The sequence below is a fragment of the Pseudomonas sp. P5_109 genome, from assembly GCF_034009455.1.
In the GTDB taxonomy this organism is placed as follows: Bacteria; Pseudomonadota; Gammaproteobacteria; order Pseudomonadales; family Pseudomonadaceae; genus Aquipseudomonas.
On record NZ_CP125380.1, the window covers coordinates 4,048,240 to 4,074,908 of the forward strand.

The 26,669-nt window shown below is 58.7% G+C and carries 26 protein-coding genes; 12 read left to right on the plus strand and 14 right to left on the minus strand.

Annotated elements, in window-relative coordinates; translation table 11 throughout:
• Nucleotides 1-161: 161 nt before the first annotated feature.
• From QMK54_RS18170 to QMK54_RS18185, 4 genes are read left to right on the plus strand one after another with little or no spacing between them, the layout of a single operon-like run.
• The gene (locus QMK54_RS18170; protein ID WP_320401044.1) at nt 162-437 is read left to right on the plus strand and encodes a metal/formaldehyde-sensitive transcriptional repressor; all 276 of its coding nucleotides are present in this window, start codon (nt 162-164) and stop codon (nt 435-437) included.
• 20 nt (nt 438-457) lie between these two features.
• Entirely contained in the window at nt 458-1,390 is a 933-nt protein-coding gene (gene dmeF, locus QMK54_RS18175; protein ID WP_320401045.1) for a CDF family Co(II)/Ni(II) efflux transporter DmeF, read from the plus strand.
• Between the two features lie 40 nt (nt 1,391-1,430).
• A complete protein-coding gene (locus QMK54_RS18180; protein WP_320401046.1) occupies nt 1,431-1,802 on the plus strand; it encodes a hypothetical protein in 372 nt (123 codons plus the stop codon).
• 2 nt (nt 1,803-1,804) lie between these two features.
• Nucleotides 1,805-1,984 (plus strand): DUF1289 domain-containing protein, encoded by a 180-nt coding sequence (locus tag QMK54_RS18185; protein WP_223590240.1) that lies wholly within the window; start codon nt 1,805-1,807, stop codon nt 1,982-1,984.
• Between the two features lie 157 nt (nt 1,985-2,141).
• Here the strand turns inward: QMK54_RS18185 and QMK54_RS18190 are convergent, their stop codons facing one another.
• The 9 genes from QMK54_RS18190 to QMK54_RS18230 form a co-directional block, all read right to left on the minus strand.
• Nucleotides 2,142-3,593 (minus strand): DUF1254 domain-containing protein, encoded by a 1,452-nt coding sequence (locus QMK54_RS18190; RefSeq protein ID WP_320402929.1) that lies wholly within the window; start codon nt 3,591-3,593, stop codon nt 2,142-2,144.
• 666 nt (nt 3,594-4,259) lie between these two features.
• Complete coding sequence (locus QMK54_RS18195) at nt 4,260-5,006, minus strand: fumarylacetoacetate hydrolase family protein (RefSeq protein ID WP_320401047.1); 747 nt, start codon at nt 5,004-5,006, stop codon at nt 4,260-4,262.
• Nucleotides 5,003-6,439 carry a dihydropyrimidinase gene (gene hydA / locus QMK54_RS18200; protein WP_223590249.1) on the minus strand — a complete coding sequence of 479 codons (1,437 nt, stop codon included), beginning with the start codon at nt 6,437-6,439 and terminating at the stop codon, nt 5,003-5,005. The genes QMK54_RS18195 and hydA overlap by 4 nt, the downstream gene beginning before the upstream one ends.
• A gap of 57 nt (nt 6,440-6,496) precedes the next feature.
• Nucleotides 6,497-7,393 (minus strand): allantoinase PuuE, encoded by an 897-nt coding sequence (locus QMK54_RS18205; RefSeq protein WP_223590252.1) that lies wholly within the window; start codon nt 7,391-7,393, stop codon nt 6,497-6,499.
• Between the two features lie 54 nt (nt 7,394-7,447).
• A complete protein-coding gene (locus QMK54_RS18210; RefSeq protein WP_320401048.1) occupies nt 7,448-8,317 on the minus strand; it encodes a MurR/RpiR family transcriptional regulator in 870 nt (289 codons plus the stop codon).
• 36 nt (nt 8,318-8,353) lie between these two features.
• On the minus strand, nt 8,354-9,589 hold the full coding sequence (locus QMK54_RS18215) for a cysteine desulfurase-like protein (RefSeq protein ID WP_223590257.1): 1,236 nt from the start codon (nt 9,587-9,589) through the stop codon (nt 8,354-8,356).
• A gap of 20 nt (nt 9,590-9,609) precedes the next feature.
• Nucleotides 9,610-10,344, minus strand: coding sequence for an amino acid ABC transporter ATP-binding protein (locus QMK54_RS18220; protein ID WP_317851663.1), 735 nt, complete (start codon nt 10,342-10,344; stop codon nt 9,610-9,612).
• A complete protein-coding gene (locus tag QMK54_RS18225) occupies nt 10,341-11,018 on the minus strand; it encodes an amino acid ABC transporter permease (protein ID WP_027923846.1) in 678 nt (225 codons plus the stop codon). The genes QMK54_RS18220 and QMK54_RS18225 overlap by 4 nt, the downstream gene beginning before the upstream one ends.
• Nucleotides 11,019-11,082: 64 nt before the next feature.
• The gene (locus QMK54_RS18230; protein WP_223590260.1) at nt 11,083-11,859 is read right to left on the minus strand and encodes a transporter substrate-binding domain-containing protein; all 777 of its coding nucleotides are present in this window, start codon (nt 11,857-11,859) and stop codon (nt 11,083-11,085) included.
• Nucleotides 11,860-12,256: 397 nt separating this feature from the next.
• On the opposite strand from QMK54_RS18230, the gene QMK54_RS18235 reads away from it, so the two are divergent.
• The 6 genes from QMK54_RS18235 to QMK54_RS18260 all read left to right on the plus strand — a co-directional run bounded on the left by QMK54_RS18235 (nt 12,257) and on the right by QMK54_RS18260 (nt 20,467).
• Nucleotides 12,257-13,192: a LysR substrate-binding domain-containing protein gene (locus QMK54_RS18235; RefSeq protein ID WP_320401049.1), complete on the plus strand. Its 936-nt coding sequence runs from the start codon at nt 12,257-12,259 to the stop codon at nt 13,190-13,192.
• A 160-nt stretch (nt 13,193-13,352) separates the two neighbouring features.
• Nucleotides 13,353-14,807 (plus strand): FAD-dependent tricarballylate dehydrogenase TcuA, encoded by a 1,455-nt coding sequence (gene tcuA, locus QMK54_RS18240; protein WP_320401050.1) that lies wholly within the window; start codon nt 13,353-13,355, stop codon nt 14,805-14,807.
• Nucleotides 14,794-15,951, plus strand: a complete 1,158-nt coding sequence (gene tcuB, locus QMK54_RS18245) for a tricarballylate utilization 4Fe-4S protein TcuB (RefSeq protein WP_320401051.1) — start codon at nt 14,794-14,796, stop codon at nt 15,949-15,951. Before tcuA ends, tcuB begins: the two co-directional genes overlap by 14 nt.
• Before the next feature lie 47 nt (nt 15,952-15,998).
• Nucleotides 15,999-17,300, plus strand: coding sequence for an MFS transporter (locus QMK54_RS18250; RefSeq protein WP_223590271.1), 1,302 nt, complete (start codon nt 15,999-16,001; stop codon nt 17,298-17,300).
• A gap of 195 nt (nt 17,301-17,495) precedes the next feature.
• Nucleotides 17,496-18,962 (plus strand): DUF1254 domain-containing protein, encoded by a 1,467-nt coding sequence (locus tag QMK54_RS18255; protein ID WP_320401052.1) that lies wholly within the window; start codon nt 17,496-17,498, stop codon nt 18,960-18,962.
• 14 nt (nt 18,963-18,976) lie between these two features.
• Nucleotides 18,977-20,467: a DUF1254 domain-containing protein gene (locus tag QMK54_RS18260; protein ID WP_320401053.1), complete on the plus strand. Its 1,491-nt coding sequence runs from the start codon at nt 18,977-18,979 to the stop codon at nt 20,465-20,467.
• Nucleotides 20,468-20,560: 93 nt separating this feature from the next.
• Here the strand turns inward: QMK54_RS18260 and QMK54_RS18265 are convergent, their stop codons facing one another.
• The 5 genes from QMK54_RS18265 to QMK54_RS18285 form a co-directional block, all read right to left on the minus strand.
• A complete protein-coding gene (locus QMK54_RS18265) occupies nt 20,561-21,328 on the minus strand; it encodes an ABC transporter ATP-binding protein (protein ID WP_320401054.1) in 768 nt (255 codons plus the stop codon).
• A gap of 20 nt (nt 21,329-21,348) precedes the next feature.
• Nucleotides 21,349-22,062, minus strand: a complete 714-nt coding sequence (locus QMK54_RS18270; RefSeq protein WP_320401055.1) for an ABC transporter permease — start codon at nt 22,060-22,062, stop codon at nt 21,349-21,351.
• Entirely contained in the window at nt 22,059-22,748 is a 690-nt protein-coding gene (locus QMK54_RS18275) for a histidine ABC transporter permease HisQ (RefSeq protein ID WP_320401056.1), read from the minus strand. The genes QMK54_RS18270 and QMK54_RS18275 overlap by 4 nt, the downstream gene beginning before the upstream one ends.
• An 87-nt stretch (nt 22,749-22,835) precedes the next feature.
• Nucleotides 22,836-23,624, minus strand: a complete 789-nt coding sequence (locus QMK54_RS18280) for an ABC transporter substrate-binding protein (RefSeq protein ID WP_320401057.1) — start codon at nt 23,622-23,624, stop codon at nt 22,836-22,838.
• A 59-nt stretch (nt 23,625-23,683) separates the two neighbouring features.
• The gene (locus QMK54_RS18285) at nt 23,684-24,853 is read right to left on the minus strand and encodes a M20 aminoacylase family protein (protein WP_110658278.1); all 1,170 of its coding nucleotides are present in this window, start codon (nt 24,851-24,853) and stop codon (nt 23,684-23,686) included.
• A 132-nt stretch (nt 24,854-24,985) separates the two neighbouring features.
• Here QMK54_RS18285 and QMK54_RS18290 point away from each other — a divergent pair, with 132 nt between their 5' ends.
• Together QMK54_RS18290 and QMK54_RS18295 are read left to right on the plus strand one after the other, a co-directional pair.
• Nucleotides 24,986-25,936, plus strand: a complete 951-nt coding sequence (locus QMK54_RS18290; protein WP_110658277.1) for a LysR substrate-binding domain-containing protein — start codon at nt 24,986-24,988, stop codon at nt 25,934-25,936.
• Between the two features lie 298 nt (nt 25,937-26,234).
• Nucleotides 26,235-26,513, plus strand: coding sequence for a DUF2790 domain-containing protein (locus QMK54_RS18295; protein ID WP_320401058.1), 279 nt, complete (start codon nt 26,235-26,237; stop codon nt 26,511-26,513).
• Nucleotides 26,514-26,669: the final 156 nt, after the last annotated feature.

Here is a 26,669-nt window from a genome sequence, read left to right on the forward strand (position 1 = left end):
CGCTACGACGTCGAAATATTCCCGGAAACTGTGCCACGCTTTGCCCATATCCGAATGTTTCAAGCGGCCAGAAGCGGTGGATGATCTCTCCGCCCACCAAACTTGCATAGGTATAGGGGGTATGCCTATCATGCGCACAACATAGGTAGGGGGGGTATCCAATGGGTCATATCGCAGCAAACAAGGACGATCTTCTCAAACGCGTAAAACGCATCGCCGGACAAATCCAGGCCGTTGAACGCGCATTGGAATCGGATCTCGATTGCGCCAGAACACTGCACCTTGTTGCTGCCACTCGCGGAGCCATCAACGGCTTGATGGAGGAAATCATCGAGGATCACGCGCGGGAGCATGTTGCGAGCCCTGGGCTCAGTGAAGAGGAGCGAAACAAGGGCGTCGAAGAGCTTCTTGAAGCCATTCGCCGTTACTCCAAGTGAACACATCCAGGCACTCCCCCTTGAACAGCACGAACATCAACTACACGCACGACCACGTGTTCCTTGGCTCAGCCCACGACGAAAATGCCAAGCGTACGCTTTGGGTCGTGGCGCTAACTGTTGTGATGATGGTTGGCGAAATCACCGCCGGGTATATCACGGGTTCGATGGCGTTATTGGCCGATGGCTTTCACATGGCAACTCATGCCGGCGCATTGGGTATCGCGGCAGCCGCTTACGGATACGCTAAACGCCACGCTTCCAGCCAGCGCTACAGTTTCGGTACCGGAAAGGTTGGAGACTTGGGCGGGTTCGCCTCGGCGCTGATTCTCGGCATGGTTTCCCTGGGAATTGGCGTTGAGTCCGTCATGCGCCTCTTGCAGCCAACGGAAGTGCAGTTCGGCACCGCTACGCTCATCGCGATTGCCGGTTTGATCGTCAACATCGTCAGTGCCCTGCTGCTGGGCCATGGGCACAGCCATGGGCACGATCATGACGATCATGACGATCATGGCCATCCCCATGCTCATCACGGGAACGACAACAATCTGAAATCGGCCTACGTCCACGTCGTCGCAGACGCACTGACTTCGGTTCTGGCCATTGCTGCACTGCTCGCCGGCCGGTATCTCGGCTGGGTATGGCTGGACCCGGTCATGGGCATCGTCGGCGCCATCGTTATCGCGCGTTGGGCATGGACCTTGATGGGGGTCACCGCAGGTGTACTGCTCGATCAGACCGATGCGCACGTTGCCGAGGAAATCCGCGAACTGGTTGAGAAACCGGGGGATGCCACCATCACGGACTTGCACGTCTGGCGGGTTGGACCGCAAGCCCATGCGGCCATCGTCAGCGTCCTTGGTGAGGCCACTGCGAACGCCGATAGCATTCGTGAACGTCTCAAGCCGGTTCACGAAGTCAGCCATCTGACGGTCGAGTTTCGACCGGTCTGATTCAGCGCCTCCCCCTTGATTGTCTCCAAAGGAACCTGCAATGCCCCCAGGGAAACGTGAACTGGCGCGAATCGGGCGCCGATTGATAACCACGCTCACCGAAGCGTGCGAAACAGCAAAAGGTGAAATCAAAGGCTTTGCCTGGCTCACCCACACCGCTGACCTGAACGCGTTGGCTGCAACCCTGAAGGTAACCTGGGTATTCGAAACCCTGGCTGACAGCAAGCTCGCCCAGGTTGACGCCAAGGCGCGCATCTTTGAGTTGACGGCCATCGCGCTGAAGGAGGCGAACATCGACCTGACCCCTTCAGACCATAGTGTCCGCTTCGACTCCGAGGAGGAGTGTCAGCGAACTCACAGAGGCGACTGGAAAATCCGCCTGACTCAATCACGCGTGGCCAACGGTGGCTGACAATGGCTAAAGAAATCGAGAATCCCTGCATCTCGGTTTGCCAGCTCAGTGGTGACCTGTGTGTGAGCTGCGGACGAAGCAAGGAAGACATCAGAAAGTGGAAACGCATGAAGCGACCCGAAAAAATGGCCGCTGTGCAAAGGGCGAATGTGCGCTTGAAAGGGCTGAAGAAAACACAGTGATAGTCATTTGTCCTTGATGATCGCTTTGGGTTGCAGCCCTTCACGGGCTGCAATCGGTCCAATAACAGCCCTTGATGATTGGCTGCTCTGCTATTGGCAAAAAGGCAGCACAGGCCGACACCGACCTACAGCGAGTGTCAGCAATGGGCCGCAAGATTTACTTCGAGACCACCAGCGCCGGTGGCTGCCAGCTGCCGTCGCCAGCGGGAAGAATCGAAGGCGGTGCGGTCTTCGGCCAGTAGAGGCGCATTACCAGAAAGACCGTGTCGTCGGGCGCGGGCAACCAGTTGGCTTCCTTAGCCTTGCCGGGGGAATCTTTCTGAATGTACAGCGTCAGTGAACCATCCGTGTTTTTCTTCATCGCCGACAGCATTGGCGAGTTGATCAGGTAACGGTTGAGCGGATTCTTGATCAGCAACTGGCTCTTGCCGTCGTACATGGTCACCGACCAGAAGGCATTGACTGGCGGCAGTTTGCCGGCCGGGAAAGTCAGCGTGTACTTGCGCTTGCTGGTATCCAGCGTCTGGCCGGTGCCGTCGGTGCGCGTGTTGGGATACATCGCCTCGACGGCGTCGTTGCCGTAGAGGCCGCCTTTCGCGGCACCGGCACGCTTCAGCCAGTCGGCCTTGTAGAACGTTTGGTCGCCGAAGTACGCGCCTACGTTCCAGCCGTTGATTATCTTCGTCCCGCTCGCGAGGAACTTGTCGACCTTCTCGTCACCGGCCTTCATCCCGAGCAGGACCACGGCCTTGTGCTCGAGCGAGAGGTCCTTGAATTCGAAGGTGCGACCGGGTCCCACCCCAATGCTCGCCAGCTTGGCCCGGATCTCCTGGTCGTCAGCCGATGGCGGCACATACTCCATCGCGGCCGACAGGTACTCGAAGAAGTTGGCCTTGATGCCTTCCGTCGTAGCCGGTACGAAATCAATCTTCGGCGCAGTGGGCGGCGCGGGTTGATGGAGGAAGGCGGAGAGCGGCTGGACCTTGTAGCCCGCTTGCACCTTCTCGACATTCGGCATGTCCTTGGCATTGTAGAGCTGAGTCCGAATGGCGCTCACGGCGAAGGGAGTGGTCGAGGTGAAGACCTTTTTGATACCGGGAGGGGGCGCGCCTTTCCAATCGGGACCGACCACCATGTATTGGCCTGGCTCGTTGCCGGTGGCACGGCTGCCGATGTAGCCGTAGTTGTAAGTGTTGCCGTCGATCATCTGCACCGAGTAGTAACGCCGCTTGTCCACTGCCGGCACCGAGATCACCATCGGTTCCGCGCGCAGGTCCAGCCAGACAAACGAGTACGGGGTGTCGCTGTTCGGAGTGATGATGGCCGTGTCTTGGTAGGTGTAGACGCGAGGCTCGTTCTTGATCTGGTTGAACGGCGCCTTGTATTGCGGGCCGCCCTTGTCCACGGCATATTCGTGCATTACGGCGTAGTTCATGACCAGCGGTAAGCCGTAAATAAAGCCTTCCTCGGCGATTGCCTTGGTCTGCTCCAGACTTGGCGCGGGTACGCCCTTGGTCACATCCGTCTTGTCTGCCTGCGTGATCGGATCGTTCTTGCTCGCACACCCCGCTAAAAGCGTTGAACCCACTACGACGAGTGCCGCAGCCATTGTCCAGCCCCGGTTAAACTTCCTGTTCATTTCTGCCTCGTTAGTTTTGAGCAAGCTGGCACCGTGAGCGTTCATGGTCACGGTGAAATAGTTTGAATACTTCTTGTGGCGAAGCGTCTACTCACGCGCTCAGGGAGTGTAGATCACAATAAGCCAGTATCACCTTTGCGCAGCTGATCAACTCCGAATCAATTCCGTAATACTTACGCGCTGCCGTTACGGACCATCTGGCTTCTAGACAGCCAACCGTGATCAGCAGCCAAAAAGCGGATAGTCAGAGACTCACTTTAGAGGTCCGCCAAAGACCGCTATGGGCCGATTTCAGTCTGACGTGGCAGATCGCATTTGGCCGGTAGCGAGAGAAGCAACGAAAGGTAAAGTGGAGCGCATAGCTGAACCGCTGCTGCGCGGCAATCAACCGCTTATAAAACTAAAGAGCTGAGATGTTGGCTATGGCGGCGAACGAGGATCTGACTGATTGGAATGGCCGCTGGCGTATCTCTAACAGCGTGGTGTCTTGCAGAACGCTTCCAACTCGCAAGCCAACGTAGGGACAGGAGCCTGAGGGAGTGCCCAGAGGCAAGCCTCAAAAGCCCACGCCTTTCAAGCAGGAGCAATGCGCCGCCTGGCTCTGTAAACTGAAAATCAGCAAGCCGTTTAAACGCATCAAGTCGACAAGGTAACCGGTCCTATCCCGGCAAACTCAACTTCCACTTGCACCCCGGCCGACGCCCAGTAGATACCGGTCCAGCTACCACAAGCCACCAGGTCACCGGCTCGCAACGGGCTGCCCAGTGCTGCAGCGTGACGCGCCAGCCACGGCAGCGAACTCAGCGGCTCACCGAATGGATGGCTGCCAACGCCGACGAATTCAGGCACCCCGGCCACCCGCAACGCCACCTGTTGTCTTGACCAATCCGGCAATTCCCCCAGCGTTTGCGGTGCACCGAGTACCAGCGCGCGGTTGAGTTGCTGGTCGGCCAGCCGAAGCAGTGGCGCGGCCTGATCGCCCTGCAGCCAGCGCGTGCCACACAGTTCGATGCCCGGCATCCACACATCGACCGCCGCACAGGCCATGGCCAGATCAGTGTGCTGGTCGAGGTCGCGCGACAGGCGCACGATCAGTTCACCCTCGATCCCGAAACCGAAGGCATCGCCCGGCGGAACCTGCCAACCCGACGGGTGTACCGCCAATGCCGGTACCCCCGCGGCGCTGATCAGCCCTCCCGGAGCGCCACCCAGTTTCCAAGCCGTTGGCGGCCCGGAGGCGAACCAGCCGAGGGCATCCGCTACCTGGCGCTGCACGGCATAGGCTTCGGCTTCGCTAGCCAGTTCCAGGGCTGGCAACCGTTGTTGGCGCCCCTCACGCCAGCCACGAATCAGGGTGGCGGCCACCTGCGCGACCGCACTCACAATGCCAACTCAGTCTTACGTCGGCGCAGTTGCGCGGGCGCCGGGCGCTCGCACGGCAGAAACCGGCCGCGACCCGCCTCACCGCGCGGCTCACCGTCCCAGACCACCTCACCGCGAGACAGGGTCATGGCCGGCCAGGCGCTCAGCGTCATGCCGGCGTAAGGCGTGTAATCGACGTTGTGGTGCAGCATTTCGTTGCACAGGTGCACCGACTCACCTTCGTTCCAGATCACCAGGTCGGCATCGGCACCAATAGCGATGCTGCCCTTGCGCGGATACAACCCATACATCTTGGCGGCATTAGTGGAGGTCAGCGCAACAAAGCTTTGCGGGGTGATGCGCCCACTGCGCACGCCTTCGGACCAGAGCAGTGCCATGCGGGTTTCGACACCGGGAATGCCGTTGGCGATCTGGTCGAACGACACCTCTTCACCGTGGGCCTTCTTGCCATTCGGGCCATCGAAGCGAAAGGGTGCGTGGTCTGACGAGAAAATCTCGAACGAGCCGTTCTCCAGGCCATCCCAGATCACCTGCTGATTTGCGGCATCGCGCGGCGGCGGGCTGCAGATGCACTTGGCACCTTCGAAGCTGTCGTCACACCCCAGCGAGTCGGCGGTCAGGAACAGGTACTGCGGGCAGGTTTCGGCGTACACCTTCAACCCCTGGCTCTGGGCCCAGCGAATCTGCTCCACGGCCTCGCGACCCGACACGTGCACGATCAGGATCGGCACGTCCACCAGCTCGGCAAGGGCGATGGCACGATGGGTCGCTTCGCGCTCCACCAGCATCGGCCGCGACGCGGCGTGGTAGCGCGGCGCAGTCAGGCCGGCCGCCAGTAGTCGTTCGGTGAGCCAGGCGATGCAATCGCTGTTCTCGGCGTGGAGCATCACCATGGCGCCCTCACGGCGCGCGACCGACAACGTCTCGAGAATCTCCCGATCACCCAGCTTCAGCGCATCGTAGGTCATGTAGATCTTGAACGATGTATAGCCTTCAGCAATCAAGGCCGGCAGTTCTTCACGCAGCACCTGCGGGGTGGGGTCGGTGACGATCAGGTGGAAGGCATAATCGATCACCGGCTTGTTACCCGCCCGACGATGGTAGTCATCGACGGCAGCGCGCAGGCTTTCGCCCTTCTGCTGACAGGCGAACGGGATGACGGTGGTGGTGCCGCCGCAGGCCGCCGAGACCGTGCCGCTGAAGAAGTCATCGGCCATCACCGAGCCGTCGCCAGTCGGCTGGTCGAGGTGCACATGGCTGTCGATGCCACCGGGGGTAACATGCCGGCCTGCCGCGTCGATTTCCTGGTGGCCTTGCGGCAGGTCCAGACCGAGGGAGACGATGCGCCCATCACGAATACCGATATCGCTGGTGAACGTGTCCGCGGCGGTTACCACGCGGGCGTTGCGAATCACCGTATCAAAAGGTTGCATATCAGGCCTCTTCCAGAAGTAACCGGCCCGCGCCGATCAGGTGGCGCGTGTCTTCAATCAAGTTCGTTCAAGCCAGGCACGGGCGATTTCTTCGCGCGTAGCAAACCAGACACCGCCTTGTTGCTTGGCATACTCGATGAATTGCTTGATCGCCCTGACCCGCCCGGGACGGCCCACCATGCGTGGATGCAACCCGATGGACATCATGCGTGGTCCTTCAGCCGACTCCTCATAAAGGACCTCAAAGCTTTCTTTCATGTACTCGAAAAAGTCCGATGCCTGCGAAAGCCCCGGAGAATTCCAGTAGCGGAAATCGTTCACGTCGGCGGTATAAGGCACCACGAGATGACGCTTACCCTCGACCTCGACAAAGTAGGGAACATCGTCGTTGTAGGCATCGGAATCGTAGAGAAAACCGCCCTCTTCAGCGACCAGTCGACGTGTATTGACACTGGCGCCATACCGGCAATACCAGCCAACGGGACGCTTGCCACAGGTACGTTCGAATGACTCGATTGCCAGGCGCATGTGCTCACGCTCCTGCTCTTCAGTCAGGCGAAACACTTCCTCCCAGCGATACCCGTGACTGCAAATCTCATGGCCACCGGCGACGGCGGCGCGAGCCACATCAGGGTTCTGCTCAAAGGCCACTGCGCAGGCATGAAAGGTAGAGCGAACCGATTGCTGGTCGAGAATATCCAGAATTCGCCAGATCCCCACGCGCGAGCCGTACTCGTACATCGATTCCATCGCCAGATTGCGTGTGCCGTCGGGTATTGAATAGCTGCCCCATTCGGTCATTGATTCCTGGTCCGGGTCGCCCATGGCGAGCGAGCGTTCGGAGCCTTCTTCGTAGTTGATCACCAGGCTGATGGCCAAACGTGCGCCATTCGGCCAGGTGCCTTGCGGGCGTTGTCTACCGTAACCCACTAAATCGCGTGCAGGTGAAACCATCGGGATATTCTCCTGAAGTGACTGGTTAAATAAGTACGTGGCGAAAGTTGCGACTTAGCAGTCGATCTCTTTCAGCCGGTCATGGCTGAAGGTGCTGTCCGATTGCCACTCGCTGAACGCAAGCCCCATCGCCAGGGTTTGCGCAATGCAGAACGAAGCCGTGAGCGAACGAAAGCCCAGTAACTCGGCGTCGTTGACCTCAATGACCGTATCGGCCATCTGCCCGATCGGGCTCAGAACGCTGTCAGTGATCGCAACCAGCGTCACCCCCGCTTCCCTCGCCTGACGGCAGGCCTCAACAGTGTCATGGGCGTACGGCGGAAAGCTGACGGCGATCAACAGATCATCATCGGCAATGGCACTGACCTGTTCGTGCAACGTGCCGCCTGCGCCGCTGATGTGCACGGTGCGCTGACCGACGCGGCTCAATGCATAACTGAGGTACGCCGCCACCGGAAAAGCGCGGCGCATGCCGATGACGAAGGTGGTCCGAGCGACTTGCAAGTGGGCGATAGCCGCTTCGATATTGGCCTGTTCACCGCCCTCCGCCAGATGCTCCAGAGAAACGATATTGGCCTGGCTGAACTCACGCAAAATCGCGCCGACGTCACTCGGGTCCTCCAGCAACGTCTCACCGCCGTAGTGCCGAATACGTTCGCTGTGGGTGTCGGCAGCCTGTTGCAGCGGTGCTCGAAACAGCCGCTGCAAATCCTTGAAACCTGCAAAGCCAAGGGCCTGAGCCAGCCGAATATAAGCGGAAGGCGCGATGTTTGAGCGCTTACCCAGTTCGGCCACCGTATTGAGTGCAATCTCATGCGGGTTGTCGATCAGGAATCGGGCAGCATCGCGTAGACGACCGGTCAGTTGTTCGTGCTGGGCCGCGATACAGTCACGCAGCTCTGCAAGGGTTTCAGGTAAGGCCATGATGAAGGCTCGTAAAATTAGAAGTGTGTACGCCGGTCAACGCAACGCATTGATGGCTTGATCCAGCGAAGTGATGAGGCGGTCGACTTCTTCCAGCGTGTTGTAATGCGCCAACGACACCCGCACTACCCCGCCAAACTGGTCAAGCCCAAGGGCTTCGATAAGTCGCCGTGCATAGAAGTCACCAAACCGAATGCCAATCCGGTGCTCATCGACCCTACGCACAACAGCCTCTGACTGAACGCCCTCAACCACGAAACTGATCGTTGGCACTCGATTGCGGGTACTTGCTTTACCAATGATCCGAACGCCCTCGCGCTGACGCAAAAACGCCAGCAGACGCTCGGCGAGCAAATCCTCCTGCACCTCAAAAGCATCGAACGCAGTCTGCATGCACTGGCGCTCGCTGCCTTGCGCTCCAAGCCGGGTGCCGATGTCGAGCAAATAGTCGGTAATGCCGATGCAACCAAATGACAACTCGTAGTTGACGTTGCCCGGCTGCAATTTGTAAGGCACCACGTCCTGGCCGATGAAAAAGTGGTTAAGGCTCGGCAACTCCAGCAACAGATAGCGACGTCCCCAGAGTACGGCAAAGTGCGGGCCGAAGGTTTTATAGAAGCTATAAACGTAGAAGTCGGCGCCGCTCGCCTGAACATCCACCAGACGGTGTGGCGCATAAGCGACGGCGTCCACACACAGTTTCGCACCCACCGCATGCACACGCCGCGCAACTTCGGCGACTGGATTGACCGAGCCGAGAATATTCGAGGTGTGGGTCATGGCCACATAACGGGTTTTGTCATTGAGCAAGACCTGCAGGTCATCCAGCTCCAACTCACAACTGTCGAGATTGACCTGCCACACGCGCAAGGTCGCCCCACGGCTTTCGCACAGCTTGACCCAGGGTCCGATGTTGGCCTCGTGATCGCAATTGGTGACGATGATTTCATCGCCTGGAACGATTGACGGGGCGATGGCGCGACACAGTATTTGCAACAAGTGGGTGGTCGAGCCGCCCATGATCACTTCTTCGGGGTGCTCGGCGTTGATCAACTGCATGACCGAGTGGCGCGCCTGCATCACTCGCTCGCCAGCGACAACGGAAGGTTGGTAGGACGCACCCAGTTGCACACTGTTGTTCAGCAGGTAATCACAGACACGCTCAGCCACGGAGTTCAGTACCATCGAACCACCGGCGTTATCCATGTAGGCATAACCATCGGCCAAACCTGGAAATTGCTTGCGAACGTAATCGATATCGAGAGGATTCACTCTACTTTCTCCAGCCTGAGTCAATGATGCAAGATGGCCTGCAGGAACGCTTGTGTGCGAGGTTCCTTAGGTGCGGTAAAAAACGGTTCAGGGATGTTCTGCTCAACAATGCGTCCGCTTTCCATGAAGATCACCCGGTCGGCGACCCGACGGGCAAAGCCCATTTCGTGAGTCACCACGACCATCGTGACGCCGGAGCGCGCAAGGTTCTGCATGACATCGAGTACTTCGCCAACCATCTCCGGGTCCAGCGCCGAAGTCGGTTCGTCGAACAGAATTGCCCGCGGCTCCATGGCCATGGTGCGGGCAATAGCGACACGCTGCTGTTGGCCGCCAGACAATTGACTCGGGTATTTGTGAGCGTGATCGCCCATACCGACCTTCACCAATAGTTCCTTGGCCCTGGCGTGAGCTTCACGCCGACTCAGCCCGCGAACGCGGATCGGCGCCAGCGACACGTTGTCGAGAACAGTGAGGTGCGGATAGAGGTTGAAGCTCTGAAACACCATACCTACTTCGCTACGGATGGCGCTCAGTCGCGGACCGTTTTCAACCCGCTCTCCCCCCACCCGAATATCGCCCTGCTGGTAGTCTTCAAGCAGATTGATGCAGCGAATCAAGGTCGATTTTCCCGAACCGGACGGGCCAAGAATGACCACCACTTCACCCTCTTCAACCTGCAAATTGATATTGCTTAACGCCTTGAAGCTGCCGTAGTACTTGTCGAGTTTTTCGATGTCAATCAACGTACTCATGCGGTTTTTCCTCCAGAGGCGTTACGACGTTCAACCCAGCTGACCATTTGTACCAGCGGCAGCAATAGCAACAGGTACAGCAAGGCAGCGCCCACCAGTGGCGTCGGATTGGCGGCCAGTGCCTGAGCCTGGGTTGCCTGCTTCAACAAGTCGGGCATGGCGACGACTGAAGCGAGCGCCGTGTCTTTCATGACGTTGATGCAGTTGCTGGTCATAGGGGGCATTACGATGCGGATGGCCTGGGGTAAAACGACGTCACGCATGGTATTGAAGAAGCTCATGCCTTGAGAGGCCGATGCTTCGAACTGGCCACGGGGAATGGCCTCGATGCCCGAACGAAAAATCTCCGCACTGTAGGCGCAGGAGACAAGCGAGAGCGCACTGGCAGCGGCCGCAAAAGACGACAGTCGAATGCCGACAAAAGGCAGCGCGTAATAGATGAGTACCAATAAAACCAGCAGTGGAATAGAGCGCATGATATCGATGTAGATACGCGCAAGCGCTCGAACAGGTGCGTAGGAGTACAACCGCAGCAATGCCAGCAACAGCCCGCCCACCAGGCCCAGGGCAATGCTCACCACCCCCAGCAAAATGGTCACGCCCAAACCGCGCATCATCAGCGGAAGCGAATCGACGAGCACGTTCCAGTTGAAGAATGTCTGCAAAAGATCCATGGGATACCTCGGTCAATACAAGTGGCGAACGGGCGTCGCCACTTACATGCATCATCAGCAGGGCTTACTTGAGAACGGCGGTTACTTTCATGGTACTCGAATCTTTATCGGCGTCAGCGCCGAACCACTGTTTGTGGATTTTCCCCAAGGTACCGTCTTCTTTCATCTTGCTGATAATGTCGTTGACCTGATCGCTCATCGCCCATCCTTTGGCGTGCATCAGCGAGTAGCGCTCACCGGTGGGAATACGCGCCACGATGGAATACTGCGGTTTGTCCTTGATGTAGTAGAGCACCGCAGGAATGTCACTGATATAGCCATCGATTCGCCCGGAAGCCAGATCAAGCATGGCCGGCGATAGCCCTTCATAGCGCGAGACATCGGCGAACTTGTACTCGTCCTTGTGTTGGCCGATCCACATGTCGCCGGTAGAGCCAGTGTCGACACCAACCACCTTGTCGTTCATGTCGGCCAGGCTTTTGACCTTGGAAGTGGTCAGTGCGGTGAGCGACTGGTCGCTGTCGAAGTAAGGCTGCGCAAAGGCTACCGACTCCAGACGTTTCGGAGTGATGGTGATGGATGAAATAGCGATGTCGACGCGTTTGGATTGCACGGCACTGAACAGGCCGTTGAAAGGAATGTTGACGAACTCGACGCTTTTTCCGGCGCGTTTGGCCACCTCATTTACAACATCGACTTCGAAGCCGACAAACTCACCTTTGGAATCCTGAAATTCCCAAGGCACGTTGCCAACGTTAGCACCTACGGTCCAGTCCGCGGCCCAGGCTGGCAGAGAAACTGCGGCCGTCATGAACAGTCCCAGCATCATTTTCGCTTTCATGTTTGCTCCCGATTGTTTGTTTTTTTAGGTGCTAACAGCAGGTGAACTCGTACAACGTGGGATCGAGAGTAAATCACTGGATCATTTATTTCAACACCGCTTGTCTGTGAATTTTTTACTCCAAGACCGTCTTCAGTTTTCCTTAAACGTCATGGGGCAGCGTTTACCAGCTATGGCAGCGTGCTGCGAAGTGACGTCTAAGGCGCCCAGGTATGAAATCCAGAATCAGTGGCCACAGTCTCGATGACAGCTTCGGGTCAACTGCTACCAGTCCTCGACAAAGCGCACGCGCTCAACGGTCAACCCAAACCTGCGACAATGCTGCCTCTTCGGGCTTCGTAACTTGCGTGGCAAACGTTCAGGTATTTGAATAACTCATTCACGGGGAGCAGCCACATTGGAATTGAGACAACTGCGCTATTTCGTAAAAATCATCGAGCTTGGCAGCCTGGGGCGTGCGGCACTTGAACTGGATGTTGGTGTGTCAGCCCTCAGTCAGCAAATCTCCAAGCTGGAAAGCGAACTGTGCACCCGCCTCCTGAATCGAACCTCCACCGGCGTGACACCCACTAGCGCCGGATTTGCGTTTTTACACCATGCCCAACTGACGCTACGCCAGGCGGAAAACGCCATCATGGCCGCCCATCGCGGGCGAATGAGCGGTTATGTCAGCGTCGGCTTGCCACCGACTACCGCGACGGTGCTCGCGTTGCCGTTGATCAACGCAATGCGTACGCGTTATCCGGACATACAACTGCATTTGGTGGAAATGCTTTCCGGCCACTTGGCGGCGCAGCTCAACGCACGGCAAATTGACCTGGCCATCCTGTTCCAGCTCGAAGGGGGTAAACGCTGGAGCGTGACGCCGCTGCTGGATGAAAAGCTGTTTGTCATTGCCTCGCCCAGCCTGCCTCAAGCGCCTTCAGGTGACAGCGTGCAGTTAGCCGACCTCGGCGGCCTGCCGCTGGTGATGCCCAGCGTGCAGCATGGATTGCGTTCGACATTGACCAGCGCGTTCGAGCGGGTCGGGCTAACGCCCAATGTCATTATGGAAGTCGACGGTCTCGCTGTTTTGATGAACGCCGTTCGGGCCGGTCATGCGGCAACGATACAACCGGGGGCGGCCGCGGCATTGAAAGACGGGTCCGGACTTTCACTGATCAGGATTACCGATCCCCATGTGGGCCGGCGTAATCTTCTGGCGACGCTGGCTGACGACGAACTCTCTCCGGCGGCGCTGGCAACGCGGTTGGTCATCGTCGATGTGGCGCGTCATCTGGTCGTCGACAAACAGTGGCCTGGAGCTACGTGGATAGAAGGGGTAGACGCGTAATCCTCCTTCAACCCCGGACAACTCCTGACGACAAAGCCTTTAGAAAAACTAAACACCCCGCGTCAAAAGCAGCCTTTCGGCCACTCCTTCCCCACCCTATCGTTCTCCCCACTCGCAAGGAGCACTTCGTTCCCGCTTCCTTGCCAATCGAGGAGCGATAATGATCGATGTCTTAATCATAGGGGGTGGCAACGCTGCCTTGTGCGCCGCTCTGATGGCGCGAGAAGCAGGCGCCAGCGTGATGCTGCTGGAAGCCTCTCCGAAAATCTGGCGCGGTGGCAACTCCCAACACACCCGTAACCTGCGGTGCATGCACGACGAACCGCAGGACGTGCTGATCGATGCCTATCCGGAAGAAGAATACTGGCAAGACCTGTTGAAGGTCACCGGTGGCCTCACGGATGAAAAGCTTGCACGTATTGCCATTCGGGCATCGTCTTCTTGCCGCGACTGGATGCGTTCACACGGCGTGTATTTCCAGCCACCGCTGTCCGGCGCGCTGCACGTGGCGCGGACCAACGCTTTTTTCATGGGCGGCGGCAAAGCGCTGGTCAATGCGTATTTCCGCAGCGCCGAGCGACTGGGTGTAAAAGTTCGCTACAACACCCAAGTGACCGACATCGAGTTGGACGAGGGGAAATTCGTCGCCGCCCATGTGGGCGAACATGAGGTCGATGGTCAGCGTTTCGCCGCCGAACGCATTGAAGCCCGGGCCTGCGTGTTGGCGGCCGGCGGCTTCGAATCCAACCGTGAATGGCTGCGCGAAGCCTGGGGCCAGAACGAACGCGGTGAATGGCCATCGGACAATTTCCTGATCCGGGGCACCCGATTCAACACCGGCATTTTGCTCCGGCGCATGCTCGACCTTGGCGCCGATGTGATCGGCGATCCGACGCAAGCACACATGGTCGCGATTGATGCCCGTGCGCCACTCTACGACGGCGGCATCTGCACCCGAATCGACTGCGTATCGCTGGGTGTGGTGGTCAATCGTGATGGCGAACGCTTCTACGACGAAGGTGAGGATTTCTGGCCAAAACGTTATGCGATCTGGGGGCGTCTGGTGGCCGGACAACCCGGTCAGCAGGCGTATTCGATCATCGATCAACAAGCCATCGGCCGCTTCATGCCGCCGGTCTTTCCCGGCACCACCGCCAATACGCTGCAAGACCTCGCCCGCCAGTTGAAGCTGCCTCAAGAAAAATTCGTCAAGACGCTCGAGGACTACAACCGCGCCTGCCGCGTTGGCACGTTCGATCACACGGCGCTGGACGACTGCCACACCCAAGGACTGGTGCCCGCCAAAACCCATTGGGCGCGGCCATTGGTGAAACCACCTTTCTACGCCTACCCGCTTAAACCGGGTGTCACGTTTACCTACCTCGGCCTCGCCACCGACGAAACCGCTGCCGTGCATTTCAACGGCAAAGCGAGCCCCAACCTGTTCGTCGCGGGAGAAATGATGGCCGGCAATGTTCTGGGCAAGGGCTACACCGCCGGCATCGGCATGGCCATCGGTACCGCGTTTGGCCGCATCGCCGGTGTGCAGGCGGCCGCTTCGGTGGGCTTTGGCGTTTCATCTGCAAACACGGAGTCTCGACATGCAACTGTTTGATCCCCAAGCATCGGGCGGGTTGATCCCGGTGTTGAATCTTGACGAAAGTGAAGTCCAGCGGCAGATGACCATCTGCAACGCCTGCCGTTATTGCGAAGGCTTTTGCGCGGTATTTCCGGCGATGACCCGGCGCTTGGAATTCACTCAGGCCGACATCCATTACCTGGCGAACTTGTGCCATAACTGCGGCGCGTGCCTGCACGCCTGCCAGTACGCCGCCCCACACGAATTCGACGTCAACATACCCAAAGCCATGGCCAAAGTGCGCCTGGATACTTACGCCGAATACGCCTGGCCGCAAGCGCTGGGCAAGTTGTATCAGCGCAACGGCCTGACCCTGGCACTGGCTTCCGGTGGGGGACTGGCGTTGTTTTTATGCCTGACCCTGATGCTCATGGGCAACCTGTTCGCGGCCATTCCAGGGGGCAACTTCTACAAGATTTTCCCGCATAACACCCTGGCGCTGATGTTCGGCTCAGTGTTCGGCTTTGCGGTACTTGCCCTGACCCTGGGTGTACGGCGCTTCTGGCGCAACGTTTCACCGGTCGCAGCGCCACTGCCGTTGAAAACGTCCGCTGCATTGGAGGCTACGGCCAACGTCGCCAAGCTTAAGTACCTGGACGGCGGCCATGGCGAAGGCTGCAACAACGCCGACGATCAGTTCACCTTGTGGCGACGCCGATTCCACCACCTCACCTTCTATGGCTTCATGCTGTGCTTCGCCGCCACCGGCGTCGCCACGCTCTTTCACTATCTGCTGAAGTGGTCGGCGCCTTATCCGATCCTCAGCTTGCCGGTGATGCTGGGTATTGCCGGCGGCATCGGCCTGCTGATCGGCCCGGCGGGTCTTCTTTGGCTGAACCTGCGTCGCAACCCAGCGCACGGCGATGAGAACCAAAAACCCATGGATCGCGGCTTCATCGCGCTGCTGTTGCTGGTCAGCGCAAGCGGCCTGGCGCTCCTGGCTTTTCGTGAAACCAGCGCCTTGGGCTTGATGCTGGCGATCCATCTGGGCCTGGTCATGGCGTTTTTCCTGACCATGCCCTACAGCAAATTCGCCCATGGAATCTTCCGCAGCGCAGCGCTGCTCAAACACGCCATCGAGAAGCGTCAACCCAACCCGATCAACGCCGGCAGCGACTGACGGTTAAAGCACTCATTCCAAAAACAATAGTGAGCATAACGGTAGCCATGATGAAAACGACGACGGCAACAACCCGAGCCAAGGGGTCCAAATTGGGCGCCATTTTGCGGGTCACCAGCGGTAATTTTCTCGAGCAGTTCGACTTCTTTCTGTTCGGGTTCTACGCGACCTACATCTCCCAGACGTTCTTTCCAGCCACCAGCGAGTTTGCCTCGCTGATGATGACCTTCGCGGTATTCGGCTCCGGGTTCCTGATGCGCCCACTGGGCGCCATTGTGCTGGGGGCGTACATCGACAAGGTGGGTCGTCGCAAGGGGCTGATCGTGACGCTGTCGATCATGGCCGCCGGTACCGTATTGATCGCCCTGGTGCCGGGCTATGCCGCCATCGGCGTGGCGGCACCGATTCTGGTGTTGTTGGGCAGGCTGCTCCAGGGCTTCTCCGCCGGCGCGGAAATGGGCGGCGTGTCCGTGTATCTGGCGGAAATTTCCACCCCCGGTCACACCGGTTTCTACACCAGTTGGCAATCGGCCAGCCAACAGGTGGCGATCGTCGTCGCGGCCGCGTTGGGCTACACGATCAATGCCACGATGCAAGCCGCTGAAATCGCCGATTGGGGATGGCGTATTCCGTTCTTCATTGGCTGCGTGATCATCCCGTTCATTTTCATTATTCGCCGCTCACTGGAAGAAACCGCTGCCTTCACTGCTCGCAGCCATCGTCCAACCACTCGCGAAGTTTTTCGCTCGATGCGTGACAACTGGCGCACCGTCCTGGCGGGCGGCTTGCTGGCGTCCATGACCACCACCACGTTCTACCTGATTACGGTCTACACACCGACGTTTGGCAGGACAGTACTGAACCTGAGCACCACCGACAGCCTGGTGGTCACACTGCTGGTCGGCATCAGCAACTTTATCTGGCTGCCTATCGGCGGCGCCCTCTCCGACCGCATTGGCCGTCGGCCACTGTTGCTGGCGATATCGTTGCTGTGCATCTTCACCGCCTATCCCGCCATGCACTGGCTCGCAGAGGCGGCGAGTTTCGAACGACTGCTCGCTGTTCTGCTGTACTTCTCATTCTTCTTTGGCATTTACAACGGCGCCATGGTCGCGGCACTGACCGAAGTCATGCCACAGAACGTGCGAGTGGTCGGGTTTTCACTGGCCTTCAGTTTGGCTACCGCGGTGTTTGGCGGTTTTACCCCGGCAATCTCGACGCTGCTTGTCCAGGCCACGGGCGACAAGGCATCACCTGCCTACTGGCTGATGTTCGCAGCGTTGTGCGGGTTCACGGCGACGACCATTCTGTATCGTCGGCAAAAAGCTTTGGCAGTCAGAACCGTTTAGTTCCTCGATCGCCGACGCTTACCACGCGTCGATCCACGGCGGGAACCGAATTAGAGTGGCATGAGGTCGATTACAGTCGTTCGTCAGACAACCAATGACCGTCATCTCAGAGAATCATGATTACGCGAAGTAGATGGTTTATCTTGTCAGCCGACTCACTTGTATCAAGTGATAACCATCTAGTAAGGATGCTGAATGAAACGGTTGCCCCATCGCCACGCCCTCTTTGCACTGACGCTCCTCAGTACGCTCGTCGCAACCTCCGTGCTGGCCGCCCAGATCCCTGCGGCGCCAGCCACCATCGCGGGGCCCGTCGCCGGCACCAAGGTGACCGAGCCCTATGTGCGCATGATGGCGCGCGAGGCGTATTTCTGGGGTTGGCCGATGGCCAACATCTTCAACCGCCGCCAGGCCTTCAAAGACCTGCCCGAACCCGGTTTGATGGGGGACATCGTACCGGTGGCGCCGATCAACCGGTTGTCGATGCTCAGCGATTACATTGACCCGGCCGAGCGGCTGGTGGCCTGCCCGAACCAGGACGTGGTGTATGGCGCTGGCAGTATCGCCCTGGACCTTGAGCCGGTCGTGTTGCAAGTGCCGGACTTCGGCAGCCGCTTCTGGGTGTATCAGGTGGTGGACTTGCGCTCCGACAGCTTCGCCGAGCTGGGCAAGATGTACGGTACCAAGCCCGGCTTCTACCTGTTGGTGGGCCCGGACTGGAACGGCAAGGTGCCGGCCGGCATTACCAAGGTGTTCCGTGCGCGCACCAACACCGGTTTCGTGATCCCCCGGGTGTTCCAGGACGACACCGTCGCCGACCGCGAGGCGATTCAACCGACTCTCGCCGGTATCGACATGTACCCGCTGTCCCAATACGACGGCAAGGTCAAGAAACGCGACTGGGCCAAACTGCCGAAGTTCCCGGCCCAGGCTGCCGATGGCAACGCCGAAACCAAGTGGGTGATCCCGGAGAAGTTCTTCGACGAACTGCCAGCCTTGCTCAAGGATGCCAAGCCATTGCCGGGTGAAGAAGCCCGCTACGCGCAAATGGCTGCCCTCGCGGCCATCGCCAAGGCCGACCCGCAACTGCGCGCCGCGATGATCGACGAAGCGAAAAAAGCCGACAGCGAAGTGATCGACCCGCTGTTGCAGTTCCGCAACTATGGCCTGCAGCTGCCGGATCACTGGAGCACCGTCAGCAACGGCGCGGCGTTCGGCACCGATTACTTCAGCCGTACCGCCGTGGCACGCTCGAATATCTTCGTCAACTCGCAGAAAGAAACCAAATACTTCTATCAGGACCTGGATCAGTCCGGCACGCGCCTCAATGGCCAGAACGGCTACAGCGTGACCTTCGCCAAGGGCAAACTGCCGCCGGTGAAGGGTTTCTGGTCGCTGACGCTGTACAACGAACAGCACTTCTTCGCCCCGAATGATCTCAAGCGCTATTCCATCGGCACCAAGAACAAATCCCTGCAAACCAACCCTGACGGCTCGCTGACCCTTTACGTGCAAAGTGAATCACCGGGCAAGGACAAGGAAAGCAACTGGCTGCCATCGCCCAAAGGCGCCGAATTCTCGCTGTACATTCGCGCCTACTGGCCGCAAGCCGATGCCCTCGACGGCAACTGGACGCCACCGGCCGTGGTGAAAACCCATTGAACAGGACTTCAACGATGAACGCAGCCAGCAAAACGCTGACCGCACTGGCATTGGCCATCTCGGTCAGCCTCGGCGCCCAGGCCGCCACGCACTATGAACAACTGGCGGACCTGCCTTTCGCTGGCGGCTATCCGACCCTCGAAGGCGTGGCCCAGCTCAAGAACGAGTTGCTGTTCCAGCGCGCCGTGCAGTCCTACATCTGGGCATTGCCGGCCCTGAACATGTACGCCATGAAAGAAGGCTCGGAGAAAACCTTCGGCGCCGGCTACAACGTGTTGCCGATCTGGAAAGACCGGCTCAACGCCAAGACCCTGGTGACCACGCCGAACTCCGACGTGATCTATGCCATGGGTTACCTGGACCTGAAGCAGGAAGGTCCGATGGTGATCGAGGTGCCGCCAGGCATGCAGGGCATTCTCGACGACTTCTTCCAGCGTCCGATCTGCTCCGAAGGCCAGATCGAAGGTCGCCAGTGGTGCGGCGATGTCGGCCTGCCCGGCCCGGACAAAGGCAAGGGCGCCAAGTACCTGGTGCTGCCACCGGATTACACGGGCGACGTGCCTGCGGGCTACCTGACCTACCGTTCGCGCACCTACAACGTGTTTGTGTTCTGGCGCGGTTTCTTCAAGGACCCGAAACAGCTCGACGCACCGGTCAAGCTCATGGAACAGACGCGCATCTATCCGCTGGGTAAAGAAGCCACGGCGAAGAAGATGGAGTTCCCCAACGCCTCGCAAACCCCGATCAACATGCTCTACCCCACCGATGGCAGCGCGTTCGACATGCTTTCGCGGTTTATCGACCATGAATATGTCGATCCGCAAGACATGGAAATGCGCGGCATGCTTGCCGCCCTGGGCATTATCAAGGGCAAGCCGTTCCAGCCGGACGCGGCAACCCGCGACCTGCTCGACAAGGCCGCGAAGACCGCGAGCAAAATGGGTCACGCCACGTCCTACACCCCGCAAACCATCGTCGCCAACGGCACCTGGTATCCGGACCGCAAGTGGCTGAACGTCTTCCCGGGCAACGCCACGTTCACCGCCGACACCTTCAACTACATCGATCCGCGCACCGGCTTCTTCACCAACGCCTACTCGGCCAGTCCGGGCATGGCGGTGAACATGGAAAACGTCGGCGCCAAGTACCCGGCGACGTTCGTCGATGCCAAGGGCGAGTTCCTTTCGGGCAGCAACGGCTACACGCTGAACCTGCCCAAAGGCATTCCAGCGGCGTTGTTCTGGTCGGTGACCGTGTACGACTCGATCACCGCTTCGGGCGTGGACAACGGTCAGCCGTTCCCGTCGTTGAACACCATGGACAAACCCCTGGTGAATGCCGACGGTTCGATTGACGTGCACTTCGGGCCGGATTCACCGGGTGAAGGCAAGAACTGGATTCGCACCCTGCCAGGCAAAGGCTACTTCGTGATCCTGCGCCTGTATGGCCCGACCAAGGCTTTCTTCAACAAGGAGTGGAAGCCTGGAGACCTGCACAAGCAGTAACCATCAATGCAACCCGGAGATAGGAGCGTGGGAGCGCTCATATCTCCGGGCAACCGGCAATGCGGTGACTTTCTTTCGCAGATTCAAGGGTACCTATTTGAGACTCCCGGCCAGGAACTGCTGCAACCGCTCGCTTTGAGGCTGATCCAGTAGCGTGCCTGGCGCACCCGACTCCTCCACCCGCCCTTGATGCAGAAACATGACGTGGTTCGACACCTGCCTGGCAAACGCCATTTCGTGGGTCACCACCACCATCGTCCTGCCCTCTTCGGCGAGTTGCTGCATGACCTTGAGCACCTCGCCCACCAGTTCAGGGTCGAGGGCTGAGGTCGGTTCGTCGAACAGCATCACCTCAGGCTCCATGGCCAGCGCTCGTGCAATAGCCACCCGCTGTTGCTGGCCGCCGGACAGATGCACCGGGTACTGGGCCTCGACTTTTTGTGGCAACCCTACCTTGGCAAGGTAATGCCGTGCCCGATCCAGTGCCTGCGCCCGACTGATACCGAGCACGCTCATCGGGCACTCGATGATGTTTTCCAGCACGGTCATGTGGCTCCACAAATTGAAGTGCTGGAACACCATCGACAACCGGCTGCGCAGGCTCCGTAACTGCCCGGGGTTGACCACGCACAACTCGCCCCTTGAGTTTCTGCGGGTGAGCAACTCTTCGTCATTGACGACAATACGCCCGGCCGACGGTTGTTCAAGATGGTTGATACAACGCAGGAAGGTACTTTTGCCGGACCCCGAGGAGCCAATGATGCTGATCACATCACCCGCCCCGGCCTTGAGCGAAACGCCTTTCAACACTTCATGGTTGCCGTAGTTTTTATGGATATCTTCAACGATCAATTTATACATTCGAGCCATTCCGATAGGGGTCAGTGCGTCCGCGGTTTGAGGTAGGCCAGCCAATGCAGCTCGCCGCGTCGAAACAGCCAGATCAGGAAAAAAGCACAGGCGGCGTACAACACCCCGGCAATGCCAAAGGCGGTAAAGGATGCATAGGTCGCCGAGTTGACATCCCGGGCGATCTTCAGCAAATCAGGCACCGTGGCGGTAAAGGCCACCGAAGTGGAATGCAGCATCAAAATAACTTCATTGCTGAAAAACGGCAGCGCGCGACGCAACGCCGACGGCAGAATGATCCGCCGATAAAGCGTGAACCGGCTCATGCCGTAGGCACTGGCGGCCTCGACCTCACCGTGGGCAGTCGCCCTGATGGCGCCGGCAAAAATCTCGGTCATGTAGGCGCAAGTATTGAGCCCGAACGCCAGTACCGTGCAGTTGAAGCCGTCACGGAAAAAAGCGTTGAGAAAGTCCTGGGACCGCACCACATGCAAGCTGTACACCCCGGTGTAGAAGAACAGCAGCTGGATGTACAACGGGGTGCCACGAAACACGTAGGTGTAACACCAGACCGGCAGGCGCAGCAGCGGGTTGCGGCTGACGCGGGCAATCGACAACGGCACCGCAAGCATAAAACCGATCGCCACCGCCAGAATCAGCAGCCACAAGGTCACCACCAACCCGGAAAAGTGCGGCCCATCACTCCACAGGTAAGCCTGCCAGTAATTGTCGAGAATGGCGGTCATAGCACAGCCTTCCTGACGCCAACCGAGTAGCGGTGTTGAAGCCATAGCAACACGCCATTGGAGACCGTGGTAATGGCGAGGTAGATCAGGCCGCCGACCAGGGTGAAGTAAAAGAACTGCATCGAGCCCTTGCCCGCATCCTGGGTGGCCTTCACCACATCGGTCAGGCCGATGATCGACACCAGGGCCGTCGACTTGATCAGCACCTGCCAGTTGTTACCAATGCCCGGCAAGGCGTGGCGCAACATTTGTGGAAAGAGGACCTTGCGAAAGGTTTCCCCACGGGTCATGCCGTAAGCCTTCGCCGCCTCGATCTGCCCTGTCGGGACTGCCTGGAAGGCGCCGCGAAACGTCTCGGTAAAGTAGGCCCCGTAAATGAACGCCAGCGTCACGACACCGGCCAGGAACGGGTCGATGTCAATCTGCGTGACGCCCAGCCAATCGGTCATCCGGTTGAGCAACATCTGCAGGCTGAAGAACAGCAGCAACATGATCACCAGGTCCGGCATGCTGCGGATCACGGTCGTGTACGCCGTGGCCAGCGTGCGCAGCAAACGATTGGACGATAACTTGGAACTGGCGCCCATCAGTCCGGCCAGGACGGCGATCAGCAATGAACAAAGCGCCAGTTTGATGGTAGCCAGGGTGCCCAGCAGGATCTGCGGGCCAAAACCTTCCAGAAGCATCTCACTCTCCTTTTTTCTTGTTAGCGTGAGGTGAAGGGGGCATTAGAGCGCGAGAACGAGCGCCCTGTTGAAGGCAACGACGACGCGTTACCTGGCGCCGTAGACGTCAAAATCGAAGTACTTGTCGTTGATCCGCGCGTAGGTACCGTTGGCGAGAAGGGTTGCCAGGGCTTTGTTCAAGTCTTCGCGCAACGCGACATCCTCCTTGCGCAGACCAAGGCCATCACCGACGCCGAAGAAGCCCGGGTCATCCAGCGTGGCACCGGCAAATTCATAGTCCTTGCCCGCCGCTGTTTTCAAGAAGCCGTAACTGGCTTGAATGGAACCCTGCAACGAGGCATCAAGACGCCCCACTACCAGGTCGGCGTACACCTGATCCTGATTTTGATAGGAAAGAACGTCCACGCCTTTGGAACCCCAAACTGCCTTGGCATAGGACTCCTGGGTCGAGCCCTGCTCCACGCCGATGCGCTTGCCCTTGAGCGATTCGAGGGTCGGCTGCAATCCCGATCCACGTTTGGCCACCAAGCGTGCCGGGGCATTGGATACCTTGTCGGTAAACGCAATCTGCTCAAGGCGTTTGGGTGTGATGGTCATCGAAGACGCCACCGCATCGAACTTGCGCGCCAGCAGTGCCGGGATCATCCCGTCCCAACTGCTTTCCACCCAGACGCATCGGGCTTTCAGTTCGGCGCACAACGCCTCGGCGATGTCGACCCCAAAGCCGGTCAGCGTGCCATCCTGGTTCTTGTATTCCAGCGGTGGATACGTCGGGTCCACCCCCAGCTTCAACACCTTGCCAGACCAGTCGGCCGCACCCGCCAGGCTCGAAGCCGTCAGGAACACCAGGGAAACGGCTGCAATCATCTTGTTCATTTTTATTCCTCTTCGGGCCGCAGGTTTTTTACAGGCACAACGGGCGAAAATGCGCCGTCTCAACTCAGAAAACGTTCGACCAACTTTACCCAATAGCTCGCGCCTACCGGCAGGCAGTCGTCATTGAAGTCATAACCGGGGTTGTGCAGCAGGCACCCGCCTTCGCCCTCGCCGTTGCCGATCACCAGATAGCTGCCGGGGCATTTTTCCAGGACAAAAGCAAAGTCCTCGCTGGCCGTGAACGGTCGCAAGTCATCGATCAGGTGTTCCTCTCCCAGCCAGTCGCGGGCGACTTCATGGGCAAACGCCGTCTGTTCGGGATCGTTGATCAATACCGGGTGGCAATGCTGGTAGTCGATGTGGACCCGGGCGCCGAAACTCTCGGCCTGGCCCTTGACCAATTCAGTGATCCTGACCTCCAGCAAGTGGCGAATCTCGGGGGTCAGGGCGCGTACGCTCAGGCTCAAGTCGGCGCTGGACGGGATGACATTCGAGGCGCTCCCGGCCTGCAGGGAACCCACGGTGATAATCGCCATCTCCTGCGGGTTGACGTTGCGCGAGACGATGCTTTGCAGGGCCATCACGATCGAGGCGCCGACGACCACCGGGTCGACGGCCTTGTGCGGCACCGCGCCATGGCCACCGTTGCCGATGATCTTGATGTTCACCGTGTCGGCGGAAGCCATGAACGGTCCGCTGTAGAAACCCAAATGCCCGACGGGATAACCCGGCACGTTATGCATGGCAAAGATCGCGTCGCACGGAAAGCGTTCGAGCAGCCCTTCCTCGAGCATTTTCCTCGCACCGCCCAGCCCTTCTTCGGCCGGTTGGAAAATCAGGTGCACCGTGCCATTGAATGCCCGTGTACGGGCCAGGTACTGACCGGCAGCCAGCAGGACGGCGGTATGACCGTCGTGACCGCAGGCATGCATGACCCCGTCGATCCGGCTGGCATAAGGCAGACCGGAGGTTTCCTGGATCGGCAACGCATCCATGTCGGCGCGCAAACCAATGGACCGACCCTCACCATTTTTCAGGGTGGCAACGACCCCGGTCTTGCCCACCCCGGTGCTGACCTCAAAGCCCCACTCGGTCAAACACGCGGCAACCCGCTCACTGGTGACGAACTCTTCAAAACCCAGTTCAGGGTGCGCGTGAATGCTGTGACGTATCGCGATCATTTCAGCTTGCATCGCGGCAATACCAGGCAGGACCAAACCGGCATTCATGAGTGTTCTCCTTCGACAGGGACTGTGCAGCAGCGAAAGCGCTGTTGGAGTCGATCTTAGGGAACTGGCGCTGGGCTGGGGAGGCGCAGTTTGGTTATGATGACAACCATTGGTTGTCATTAGGGTGAGCAGATGAAACTGCATCAATTACAGGCGCTGATTGCCAGCGCCGAAACCGGCAGTATCCGCGCGGCGGCGCGTTCGCTGGAGATTTCCCAGGCCGCTGTGACCAAGGCGCTGCGCGAGCTGGAAACCAGTCAGCAGCTACCGCTGTTTAACCGAACCGCCAGCGGTCTGAACTTCACCGAATACGGCAAAGTGCTGCTGACTCACGCCCGGCTGGTGATCAAGCAACTGGAGCACGCCCAGACCGAGCTTGATCACATGCGTGGGAAGGCTCAAGGCCGGCTCTGCGTCGGGATCACCCCATGGGTCGCCCTGACCTTCCTGCCCGAAGTCGTATTGGTTTTTCGCCAACGCATGCCACAAATCAAGCTGGAACTGTTCGAAAGCCTGATGGCCGTTGCCCAACCGCTGTTGCGTGACGGCAGCATGGACTTCGCGATTGGCCAACTCCATCCCACACAATCGACCCAGGAATTCGCCTGCGAAACCTTGCTCGATTACCAGACTTCGGTGCTGGTCCGCGAGGGGCACGCCCGACAGCATGCGCGATCGATCCACGAGTTACTGGAAGAAAACTGGACCCTGAACTACGCGCCGGACGGGCACGATGGGCTGATGCAGGAACTGTTCTGGAAACACGGCGCGCAGATTGATGAGAATCGAATCGTGCGTGCTCATTCACTGGCCATTTTGCAGATGATGGTCGAGCGGGCTGACATGTGCACCTGGGGGCCTTCCATCGTGAGCACTGCCCCGCCATTTCTGGGGCGCGTGGTCTCCCTCGGGCTGACCGAGCAGTTCGAGCCCCGACAGCTGAGCATCGTGACGCGCCGCAATGGCGCACTGAGTAATCCGGCGGTCTGCTTCACCGAATGCCTGTTGCAGGTCATTCGGCGCCATGCGCGCTCGGCAAAAAAAGAAGACCGCGCGCTGTTTGAAACCCTAAGGCTGCGGTGAGTGACCCTGGCCAAATAGCAGGCGTTTGCGCTCAGCCGATTGAATGGAAGGCACTGGCTCACCTCGCCTAAAAATCCGTCATGACATGTCATGACCTCTTCCAAAAAGGGACTTTGACCAACAAATACGGGGCTTAAAGGACGAATGGTCAAGAGGCGTCAAGCGCGGGGAATTGCCGGGAGTTTACAGCCACTACAGGCTTTTCAGGAGGGCACGTTCGTCGTTGACAAGTGAACTTCGATTTAACGACGTGTCACATTAAGTCCATGTCAAGCAAACGCAGTGGAGGTACAGTCTTATGAGCATGACCACGATTGTCAGTGCAGTAATTTCCAGTCTCGCACCCAGCGTCTTCGACCAGAACAGCCTGCAGGAACCCGGCGCGCATATCTCAGCCGTCGAATACCACTACGGAATGGACATCGATGTGAAACGGGTGCTGCAGCGCACCGATACATCCGATAAGACCGGCGTGGTGCCGGTGACCCTGGTCTACGAAGACAGCGAGGGCGAACTCCACAAGATCCGTTTCCTCGAATGGGGAGGCAGCCCCGCCGACCCAACCAGCATTGCCTGATCAACCCGTCGATCAGATTCCGGGCCTCGCCGCCCACCCCAGAAGCGGAAGTTAAACCTCATATGCACTGAGTGCGGATGATGTTTTTTGTTACCTGAAAAATGGACATGATCGAATGACTAAAAGTTCATTCGCGAAACTCACCATTATCTTGAT